The organism is Baia soyae, assembly GCF_004341445.1.
GTDB lineage: Bacteria > Bacillota > Bacilli > Thermoactinomycetales > Thermoactinomycetaceae > Baia > Baia soyae.
The window spans coordinates 1-10,079 of sequence record NZ_SLXV01000061.1; the positions used below are offsets into that span (position 1 = coordinate 1).

General features: G+C 42.6%; 10 protein-coding genes. 6 read left to right on the top strand and 4 right to left on the bottom strand.

What is annotated here, in order from left to right; genetic code table 11:
- Positions 1 to 104: 104 nt before the first annotated feature.
- Together EDD57_RS13600 and EDD57_RS13605 are read right to left on the bottom strand one after the other, a co-directional pair.
- The gene (locus EDD57_RS13600) at positions 105 to 764 is read right to left on the bottom strand and encodes a hypothetical protein (RefSeq protein WP_131849958.1); all 660 of its coding nucleotides are present in this window, start codon (positions 762 to 764) and stop codon (positions 105 to 107) included.
- A gap of 59 nt (positions 765 to 823) precedes the next feature.
- Positions 824 to 1,975: a cysteine desulfurase family protein gene (locus tag EDD57_RS13605; protein ID WP_131849959.1), complete on the bottom strand. Its 1,152-nt coding sequence runs from the start codon at positions 1,973 to 1,975 to the stop codon at positions 824 to 826.
- 184 nt (positions 1,976 to 2,159) lie between these two features.
- Here EDD57_RS13605 and EDD57_RS13610 point away from each other — a divergent pair, with 184 nt between their 5' ends.
- From EDD57_RS13610 to nadA, 3 genes are read left to right on the top strand one after another with little or no spacing between them, the layout of a single operon-like run.
- The gene (locus EDD57_RS13610; RefSeq protein WP_131849960.1) at positions 2,160 to 3,671 is read left to right on the top strand and encodes an L-aspartate oxidase; all 1,512 of its coding nucleotides are present in this window, start codon (positions 2,160 to 2,162) and stop codon (positions 3,669 to 3,671) included.
- Positions 3,672 to 3,682: 11 nt separating this feature from the next.
- Complete coding sequence (nadC, locus tag EDD57_RS13615) at positions 3,683 to 4,540, top strand: carboxylating nicotinate-nucleotide diphosphorylase (protein ID WP_131849961.1); 858 nt, start codon at positions 3,683 to 3,685, stop codon at positions 4,538 to 4,540.
- A complete protein-coding gene (gene nadA / locus EDD57_RS13620; RefSeq protein ID WP_131849962.1) occupies positions 4,531 to 5,634 on the top strand; it encodes a quinolinate synthase NadA in 1,104 nt (367 codons plus the stop codon). The genes nadC and nadA overlap by 10 nt, the downstream gene beginning before the upstream one ends.
- A gap of 66 nt (positions 5,635 to 5,700) precedes the next feature.
- Here nadA and EDD57_RS13625 read toward each other — a convergent pair whose 3' ends face one another.
- Complete coding sequence (locus tag EDD57_RS13625; RefSeq protein ID WP_131849963.1) at positions 5,701 to 7,467, bottom strand: HAMP domain-containing sensor histidine kinase; 1,767 nt, start codon at positions 7,465 to 7,467, stop codon at positions 5,701 to 5,703.
- Positions 7,468 to 7,697: 230 nt separating this feature from the next.
- Between EDD57_RS13625 and EDD57_RS13630 the strand changes: the two genes are divergently transcribed.
- Entirely contained in the window at positions 7,698 to 8,087 is a 390-nt protein-coding gene (locus EDD57_RS13630) for a hypothetical protein (protein WP_131849964.1), read from the top strand.
- A gap of 137 nt (positions 8,088 to 8,224) precedes the next feature.
- Positions 8,225 to 8,626, top strand: coding sequence for a hypothetical protein (locus EDD57_RS13635; RefSeq protein WP_131849965.1), 402 nt, complete (start codon positions 8,225 to 8,227; stop codon positions 8,624 to 8,626).
- A gap of 62 nt (positions 8,627 to 8,688) precedes the next feature.
- Here EDD57_RS13635 and EDD57_RS13640 read toward each other — a convergent pair whose 3' ends face one another.
- Positions 8,689 to 9,126, bottom strand: coding sequence for an SRPBCC family protein (locus EDD57_RS13640; protein WP_131849966.1), 438 nt, complete (start codon positions 9,124 to 9,126; stop codon positions 8,689 to 8,691).
- 207 nt (positions 9,127 to 9,333) lie between these two features.
- On the opposite strand from EDD57_RS13640, the gene EDD57_RS13645 reads away from it, so the two are divergent.
- Positions 9,334 to 9,960: a histidine phosphatase family protein gene (locus EDD57_RS13645; RefSeq protein ID WP_131849967.1), complete on the top strand. Its 627-nt coding sequence runs from the start codon at positions 9,334 to 9,336 to the stop codon at positions 9,958 to 9,960.
- Positions 9,961 to 10,079 lie beyond the last annotated feature (119 nt).

Here is a 10,079-nt window from a genome sequence, read left to right on the forward strand (position 1 = left end):
GCAGCTTCCAATCTAATCTCTATTGAATACTTAGTCATAGAAAAAGCACCTCCAATTGGTGGATTTTTCGTGTCCAACAATTGGGGTGCAGTTCATCGATCAGCTTAAGGTCTTTCTTTTTGTTTTTGTGCAAGTTGATATATCTCTGCTACCAGTGAGTCCGGATCAACGCCTTCCTTCGGCAACGGACGAGCTATTTCGATCGGGACTCCATGGCTAGCTATTCTCTCATAAATAATTAAAAACTGGCCTTTCTTATAGAGAGGAGAATTATAATTATTTAAGTCAATGGGGTCACGATTTTTGCTGTCCACGATAAACTGGAGTCGGTATCCGCCTTTTCCGGTAAGTGAACTTTCTTTGCTATAATCTAAAGTTAGTTTCTCAATACTGGACCATTCTTCGATCTCATTTTGATTTAAGCTCGTAAACGTGTTGTATGTAATTCCATGAGGTGTGGCCAGTAAATAGTTATCAAAGGCTAAAACAACGATTGGAGCCATAATAAGATAAAAAGCGGTAAATAAGTAGAAGCTACGTTTGAGCGCGGCTACTCTTTTGCGATTTCGAAAGATGTTGTACAAGAATATCGGAAGCAGAAGAGCAAAGATAAAAAAGATAGTGTATGAGAGATGGGTACTCATTAGATAGCTTTGATCGCGTACACGATAATTGATTTGTTGGGCATACATGAGTAAGATCCAAGTTCCTCCGGTGAGGACAGCGAGTAGGGATAGTCTCAAGAGCCACCTGACAAGTCTCATATGGTGAAATCCCTCCGTTCTCTAGATTGGATGGGCTATGGGTTTATCAACCAATTTTGTTATATGAACAAGGAACGCAAATAGGTAAGAACTTGTGAGAGATGCTGGATCATGATATCGATGTCTTCTTGGGTCGTATCTTTTCCTAGGGTGATACGCATACTTTGGTGGGCTACTTCGTCTGAACGGCCCATAGCACGGAGCACGTGGGAAGGACGATGTTTCCCAGCACTACAAGCGGAACCGCTAGACACATAAATTTGTTGACGATTTAGCTCCAGAAGGATTGCCTGCCCCTCTACTCGATGAAAGCTGAGATTGAGGTTGTTAGGGAGGCGAGTGGTAGGATGTCCGTTTAGGTCCACATCGCCGATTTCCTGATGAATGCGCGACCAAGCATATTCTCGTAATGCAGTTAGGCGCTCGGATTCTTGCTTAATTTCTTGGACTGCGAGTTCAGTTGCTATCCCGAAGCCAACAATAGCAGGCGTGTTTAAGGTAGAGGGGCGAATCTCTCTTTCCTGTCCGCCGCCGTGGAAAAGGGGTTCAATCCGGACTCCTTTGCGAATATAAAGAGCACCGATTCCTTTCGGGCCATATAGTTTGTGGCTTCCGATGGAAAGGAGATCGACTCCCAAATCTTCGACGGAACAAGGAACCTTCCCTATATATTGTACCGCATCTGTGTGAAACAAAATGGAACTATCTTGTAACAATTGACCGATTTCCGTAATCGGTTGAATCGTCCCCACTTCATTATTAGCGGCCATAATCGTAACGAGGATTGTCTTCTCTGTTATGGCATTTGCAACGTCTTTTACTTGTATGCGTCCATACGAATCCACAGGTAAATAGGTTACCTGGAAACCTTCTCGTTCCAAATATCGGCATGCTTCTAAAACGGCGGGGTGTTCGATGGAACTGGTAATAATATGGCTACCGTGATGTTTTCTTTTTCTCGCGCCCCCGATGATGGCCAGATTATTGGCCTCGGTACCACTACTGGTAAAGATGATTTCACGGGGACTCGTTGCTCCTATGGCTTGTGCGATCTGGACTCGTGCACGCTGAATCGCATCGCCTGATTGTTGTCCCAAATCATGGATGCTTCCTGGATTGCCATATTCTAATTGAAAATAAGGCATCATAGCATGAAGGGCTTCTTCGCGGACGGGACTTGTAGCACCGTAATCTAAATAAATGGTCTTCAAAGCGAAATTCCCCTTTGCAAACGTCTGTTTTCACTATTCATTATACCGAATCAGAGAGCAAACTCATCCTCCTAAAGTAAGAAATTGGAGGATTTGTGGAATTGGTTATTGACATTATTTGATTTCCTGAGAAAATGAAACTGAAGTAAATTGTTAACATTTTGTGAAAGAAGGATGCCTAACGATGTCGATGGTACAAACCGATTATATCGTTATCGGCAGTGGAATTGCTGGTCTTACTACTGCTCTGTCTCTTGGTCGTACTGGTCATGTGATGATTCTCACAAAGGCAAAGCAAGAAGAAAGTAATTCTTGGCGTGCCCAAGGTGGAATTGCCGCTGCTGTCGGAGAAGATGATTCTCCTATCTTACATCAAGAAGACACTTTGCGAACAGGAGTGGGGCTATGTAATGTCGAGTCCGTTAACATGTTAGTTCAGATGGGACCGAACACCATCGATAAACTGTCTGAGTGGGGAACCCGTTTTGATCGCTCGGATGATGGTTGGTCGTTAGGTCGAGAAGGATCTCATAGTGTCTCACGGATTTTGCATGTAACGGGAGACTCTACGGGAGCTGGGATTACCTCATCCCTTTTAGAAAAAGTACATGAACAATCAAATATACAATTACACCCGCACACAGTGGTACAGGAACTAATCGTAAGGAATGGAATCTGCCACGGTGTCATCATGATGGATGCAGAAAGAAAGCAACAAGTGCTTACCGCTCGCAAAGGAGTCATATTGGCTACGGGTGGTTGTGGACAGGTGTTTCGTTATACAACCAATGATCTGGTTACCACAGGTGATGGATTTGCTTTAGCCCATCGAGCTGGTGCGAAGCTAGTTGATATGGAATTTATCCAATTTCACCCGACCGCATTAGCAGTGGAACAAAATCCGATGTTTCTCATCTCCGAAGCGGTACGAGGAGAGGGCGCATTTCTCGTGAATGATTTGGGTGAGAAGTTTATGAAGCGCTATCATGACTGGGAAGACCTAGCCCCTCGTGATGTCGTATCTCGTTCTATTTATACCGAAATGCAGCAAGGGCGCTCTATCTACTTAGATGCGACTGGGATAGGGGACTCCTTTCCAGAGCGATTCCCGAAGATTTTTCGCCATTGTATGAAGCATGGAATCGATCCTCGGACTGATTTGATCCCTGTGACACCCGCTACCCATTTTATTATGGGAGGCATTCAAACCGATTTAGACGGTAGGACCAATATCGAGAGATTATTTGCTTGTGGAGAAGTGGCCTGTACAGGTGTTCATGGTGCAAATCGCTTAGCGAGTAATTCCTTATTAGAAGGTGCTGTCTTTGCCCAGCGAGTGGCGGATAGCGTCTCCGCCCTTCCTGATCTTCTGATGCAGGAAATCAATTTTCCAGAATATGTTCATGATTACACAGATCCTGAGCAAGCAAAGATCTGGAAAAACGAGATTCGGGAGATTATGTGGGATCATTGTGGAATTGTGCGAAATCGAGAACGTTTGGAAACAGGATTGGTACACATTAGGCAATTACGTGATAAAATAGAACGTGGCTTTTTTGAATGTAGAAATATGTTAATTACTGCACAAATCATCTTAGAATCTGCGCTCGCTCGTGAAGAAAGTCGCGGGGGGCATTATAGGGAAGATTTCCCAGAAACGAAGGATAAATGGGCAGAAAAACATCATGTAATCTAGGAGAATAAAAGATGAATTCCATTCAATTGCGTCAGTTTATTCGTGATGTATTGAACGAAGATGTAGGAGCAGGGGATCTGACGACCGAATCCATCGTACCTGCGGGTCATAAGAGTGTCGCGATTTTACTTGCGAAACAAGATGGCGTGATCGCAGGATTGCCAGTGGCGGAGATGGTCTTTCAAGAGTTAGATCCGAGCATTCGCTTTAGGATAGTAGTGGAAGAAGGAGAGCGAGTAAGCAAAGGAACGGAAGTCGCTCGCATAGAAGGCTTGACCCGTACGATTTTAACAGGCGAACGCGTTGCACTAAATCTTCTACAACGGATGTCAGGAATTGCGACATTGACTCGTCAATTGGTTGATTTAGTAGAAGGGCTTCCTTGTCATGTCTTAGATACTCGGAAGACAACTCCCGGCTTACGGCAACTTGAGAAGTACGCCGTTCGCATGGGTGGCGGAACGAATCACCGTTTTGGACTAAGTCACGGAGTTATGCTGAAAGATAATCATATCGCGATGGCGGGAAGCATTCAAAAAGCAGTAGAAGCTGTTCGCAGGCGTGTCGGTCATATGGTGCAAGTGGAAGTAGAGGCCGATACATTGGAGCAAGTGAAAGAAATCCTTACCGTAGATGTAAATGCGATTTTACTTGATAACATGTCTGTGGATACTTTGCGTGAAGCCGTTCGCTTGATCGATCGTAAAGTGTGGGTGGAAGCTTCAGGGGGCATCACGCCTGAAACTATTCGCGGGATTGCCGAGACAGGTGTAGATGCCGTGTCTCTCGGATTCTTAACACACTCAGCTCAGGCACTCGATATTAGTTTAGACTTCGTGGAGGAATTGGAGGGAGACTCATGGCAGTAGGAATGGTTCCAAATGTGGTAGACCATCTACCAGTAGAGTACCGTAGCTTATCCGATGAAGAACTGGATCGTCGGATTAGCGCTGCAAAGGCACAGCTTGGAGATGATCTCGTCATCCTAGGGCATCACTATCAACGCGATGACGTCATCAGGCACGCTGATTTCCGCGGAGATTCCTTAAAGCTCGCGAGAATTGGTGCAGAGCAGAGAGATGCGAAGTATATCATCTTCTGCGGAGTTCACTTCATGGCGGAAACAGCCGATACCTTAGCGGCAGACGAACAAATCATCATCCTACCCGATTTAAAAGCTGGTTGTTCGATGGCCGATATGGCTGATATCGAGGATGTAGAGGAAGCATGGGAAGTGATCACCGAGAAATTTGGCGACACCGTAATCCCAGTTACTTATGTAAACTCAACTGCGGCGATTAAAGCATTTGTTGGGAAACATGGTGGGACGACTTGTACCTCCTCTAATGCGCATCAGGTACTCAAATGGGCGTTTGAACAGAAAAAGCGCATTCTTTTCCTACCTGACCAACATTTAGGGCGTAATACAGCCTTTGAAATGGGAATTCCACTCGAAGAGATGGTGATCTGGAGTCCGGGAAGCGGTGAATTTGAACAGCAAAAAGGCGACCTAGAAGATGTTCGCATGATCCTCTGGAAAGGTCACTGCTCCGTTCATCAGAAGTTTACCGTTGAACAAATTGATCGCCTGCGCAAACTGGATCCAGAGATTAACATTCTCGTTCATCCAGAGTGCTGTTTTGAAGTGGTGCAAGCATCGGACTATAACGGATCGACGGACTACATTATCAAAAAAGTAGCAGCTGCCGCTCCAGGGACGAAGTGGGCGATCGGGACAGAAGTTAACCTGGTACAACGTCTCGCACAAGAGTATCCGGACCAACAAATCCAGCTACTCAGCACAACGATGTGCCCTTGTCTAACAATGAACCGGATTGATCGACCACACCTACTTTGGACACTCGATAGCATCATGGACGGCAATCCAGTGAACCAGATTGAAGTGGATGCGGATACGATTTATTGGTCGAAAGTAGCGTTAGATCGGATGTTAGCTGTGTGATTGGCTAATAGACAGCAAAAACAGCGATTATAACAGAAGGATTTTCCTTCGTTATAGTTGCTGTTTTTATGCTTTCTTCAAATAGAAATAAAATAGCACGCCATCCTCTGTGTTATGTACACTATAGGATGAACCATGCAATTCTAATATTTTTTTGGATATAGCCAGACCTAATCCAGTACCACCTGTTGAACGCTTACGCGCGGCATCAACTCGATAAAAACGATCCCAAATTTTATCGAGTTGTGACTGTGAAATATGGGTTCCTTTGTTCTCTACACACACTTTTACCTGCTCGTTCTCCTCTATGATTGAGACGATGATTCGTTCTCGCTCTGGAGTGTATCGAATGGCATTTGTAATAAAGTTGGTAAGTACTTGTTCAATCCGATTCTGATTGGACATGACTTGAACGTGATCTAGCTCTCGATCCAATTGCAATTGCTTTTTGTCCATCTCCCATGATAGCTGATCACAAACTTGCTCTATCACTTCATCAATATAAAAGGGTTCCAGCTCTATTTTGTATGTACCCGATTCGAACTTTGCCAATTCGAGCATATCCACGATCAGCATATCCATTTTATCTACTTCTTTTTCCATGGCATTAAAATAATGATCGCTCTTATGAGCAGCAACCCCATCTTTGAGGATCGAGACACAGCTTTTCATAATACTTAGAGGGGTTTTCAGTTCATGTGATACGCTGGCAATAAATTCTTTTCTAGTCTCCTCTAACTGCTTCTCCCTTTCGATATCATCCTGTAATTTTTCGATATAAGACTGTAACTTACTGGATAGCTCATTAATGTTTTTCGATAAATCCCCAATTTCGTCTTTCGAATGGACGGTTACCATTTCCGAAAAATCAAGGCGTGCGATCTTTTGGGTCGTTTTATTGATTTGAAGGAGAGGCCGTGCAATCCGTTTCGAATAATAAAAAGAAAGGAGCATGGTGAGAAGGAGTACTAAGATAATGAGATAAATATAATACCCTTCCAACATTTGAACGGCTTCGCTAACAGGTTGTAACGAAGTCATAGCGACCATATAGTACGTTTTGCCTTCGGGACCTTTAAATGGTTGTGTTAAGAATTTATATCGAACACCCTCCCCGTCTACATTTTCTTCTACTAATTCAGTGGACTCTGTATACATTCGGGGTGGCTTTTTCATGGCCATGGCTCCTTGAAAAGATACAATCCTTTCGAGGAATAGGCTGTTTGCGTAAATATAACTAGATGACATAGTCGGAAACTCTACATGTTTGATCGTTCCTAAAAACGTGGCCTGACTTTGATTTCCTAACTCACGTCGTAGCTTATTATCTAACTGTTCATTCCGTTTAGACCGTTGGCCTTCATCTCCGATCACTACCCACGTAGGGATAAATGTGTCGTCTTTTTCGAACCCTCCCAATCTAATTTCATTCCCCACTTTTACAGACTCGTCTTTCTTTATCTCATCGATCGTAAAAAAATAGTACAGGGGAAGATGCAGGACTTGTGTCTCTTTCTTCATGGGATTCAGTTGTTTGTTTACTTGGACTTCAAGAGTAAAGTCATCGGAATATAACATCCTTCCACGATCATCTAAGATGGTCATCCAAGTTGCATCACGATAAAATTCCTGTTTAAGGTTACTAACATTAGAAAACTTTGCTTCCTCGTATTTCTTCTGTAAGGCTACCATTCGTTCTTTTGTATTTGCTACTTTTTGATTTTCATAATATTTTTTAAAGAACACCGTTTGCCCGATAAAAATTGTTGCGATAATGAGCATGCATAATCCAGTTGTAAATGAAAATAGCTTCAATACAATTCCGATTTTCATCCATGATCTTCTCCCATGTTTATTCTTTCTCTTATGATAACCAAAGTATAGCGTATACTATTGAACATTTTTTGGTTTTCATATAGGGAAACGGTTGAAATCACTTCCTAATAACTGGATTCTTTATTTTCTAAATCCTATTCTGGATCTAAAAGAGGGGATTTAGGCAATATCGTAGAATTATCATTATTGGGTTTTTAATACATTAACGTACATAAGGAGAAATTTATATGAAAATGAAAGTTGCTTCTCTCGTTTCCACAGCTGTCTTGGCTCTAAGTGCTGTCGTATCCGCTAATGGAGGAGATCGACAAGTAGTGCAGCTTCATGAAGATCAATACCATGTGAAATCGGATATGGTGAGCGTACAGGGTCAAGGGACCATCGAGCTAAGTATTCATAACCAGTCAGGATGGGCTACCAATCCGAGGGCAGTGAGATACAAAGTTCTACATACAGATGCGAATGGCGATTCGAGTGCCGTGGTAGATGGATATATTCTCCCGAATGAGTCTAAGTCTTTTCAAAAGAAGGTGGGCCAAGGTAAGTATTCTGTGCAGTTAGTTTGTGAGCGTCACGTTTATGGCTGTAATGCGACTGCGACGATTGAGAAGAAATAATGGAATATAGGAAAAAAAAACTTGGGATTCTTGTGCGATTCCAAGTTTTTTTGTTGTTTGCAACTTTGCGAACTGTTGTAAAGGGAAACCATTCGTTATATTGGTAGAGGTTTGAATATAACGAAGGAGTGATTGTGATGAAAAAGAAACTTGCACTATTCGCGATGGGATGTTGTACGGTAGTGGGCATGTCAATGGGTGGACACGCATTTGCTAGCGAGGAGCCGGCTCCTTATGATCCGATTCTATACACAGGGAAAGATCATACCTGTACAAGATCTGATATCCAGTTTAATGCTACGATCAAAAAAGAAATAGCTGATAAAGGTGGAGTTGTATCTTTAATGGCTCCGTTCCTTTCTTCGAAGCCTCACGAAAGTAGGCCGACGAAGCTGCTTTTTGGTACGCATTTATTTGCAGGTGCTGTTAAAGGCGAGATGGTAAACGGATCGGATAAATGGTATGTGGTTCACAACTGGTGGGCAGATACGTATATGCATTCTTCTAACTTTGAAGATAAGATTGAGTGTAATGAGTAGGCGATTTGTATGATGAAAGAGCTATCTATGAGTAGAACGTTACTTGTAGATAGCTCTTTGTTTTAGCGAGATTCTGCTACTTCTTTTAGTGCTTTCATTTGCTTTTGAAATATTTTCTTCATAAATCCACTAAATAATGTTCCCATAACTCGGGCTAGGAAGGTATGAAAGGTTTGCGTACAAGTGTAGTGTAATCGAGTTCCGTTTGGAGTTTCAGATAACTGGTATGTAACATCTACGGAGAACATTTTGTTTCCTAAACGGATGGAGAGTAGTTTTGGTTTTTCGTAGGCTAGGACTTCGCCGTCATACTCTGCGATTCGTCCGCCTTCTTTTAGTTTTTGTTTGAACTTGGTTCCTACTGGGTTTTCTGGATCAAATGTGCCTATGTATGTGGTTCCGACTAGTTCTTTCATCCATAGTTTTGTTTTTTCTTCTTCATCGATGAATTGAAATACATGTTCAATGGGGGCTTGGATGTCCATGGAGTATGTAATCATTTGGCGGTTCCTCCCTAAGGGTAGTAGTTAGTACTTTGTGAGTGTAGTTAGCTTTTTATACGTCTATTTGGATGATCGAGGGCTGGGAGGTCTATTCGACCACTGCTCTTCTGGCTATGTAAACAGTAGTTCTAGATGGATTTCAATTTAGAGCATGGTATAGTAATAACAAGCAGGAACTATAGCCACAGATAAAAGGGTGATTTTTTGATTACGAATTTATACTTGGTAAGGCATGGACAAACTCAGTGGAATATCGAAAAAAGATTACAAGGAAGACTTGATTCTCCGCTTACAGATACGGGTGTAGAACAAGCAAAAGGATTAGCTGAGCGGCTTGATGAAATTCCCTTTTCATGTATTTACTCAAGCTCTAGTCATCGTGCATTAGAAACGGCCTCTTACTTAAAAAAACGACAAGATATGGAAATCATACCCACTGATTCGTTAATGGAAATGAGTTTCGGTGTCTGGGAAGGAAGAGAGTGGACAGAAATCCAAGAACTCTTCCCAACAGATTTAATCTGTATTAATGAATCGCCTGAACTATATAAAGCTAGCGAATCGCAAGGAGAGACTTTATACGATGTTGAGAATCGAGCGATTCCCTTTTTACAACAACTCCTAAAGGAGCATAACGGATCAAATATCTTGGTTGTTTCTCATTCGATTACGATAAAAGTGATTGTGAATTATTTTCGTGGTGGTAGCATGAAAACGGTTTGGAAAGGGCCTGATACGACTTGGGCAAGTGTGTATCAAATCCAGTTTTCACCGGATGGTGTTACTATTTTGTTTGAAGATGAGGAAATTTTCTCGAAAATAACAAGGTAGCAATTCTTTGTTGCCTTGTTATTTAATGTGCGCCCGGCATGGGCGTAGTCTATAGGGTGAAAGTCCCGAATGGTGAAGGTAGCAGTAGCCATTAGCTTAAGGCAAGGGTGTCCACCGTG

Bases quoted from the DNA above. Each gene is read 5' to 3' on its own strand.
- EDD57_RS13610 (WP_131849960.1), top strand. From the start codon at position 2,160: ATGTCGATGGTACAAACCGATTATATCGTTATCGGCAGTGGAATTGCT.
- EDD57_RS13625 (WP_131849963.1), bottom strand. From the start codon at position 7,467: ATGAAAATCGGAATTGTATTGAAGCTATTTTCATTTACAACTGGATTA.
- nadC (WP_131849961.1), top strand. From the start codon at position 3,683: ATGAATTCCATTCAATTGCGTCAGTTTATTCGTGATGTATTGAACGAA.
- EDD57_RS13640 (WP_131849966.1), bottom strand. From the start codon at position 9,126: ATGATTACATACTCCATGGACATCCAAGCCCCCATTGAACATGTATTT.
- EDD57_RS13630 (WP_131849964.1), top strand. From the start codon at position 7,698: ATGAAAATGAAAGTTGCTTCTCTCGTTTCCACAGCTGTCTTGGCTCTA.
- EDD57_RS13600 (WP_131849958.1), bottom strand. From the start codon at position 764: ATGAGACTTGTCAGGTGGCTCTTGAGACTATCCCTACTCGCTGTCCTC.
- EDD57_RS13635 (WP_131849965.1), top strand. From the start codon at position 8,225: ATGAAAAAGAAACTTGCACTATTCGCGATGGGATGTTGTACGGTAGTG.
- nadA (WP_131849962.1), top strand. From the start codon at position 4,531: ATGGCAGTAGGAATGGTTCCAAATGTGGTAGACCATCTACCAGTAGAG.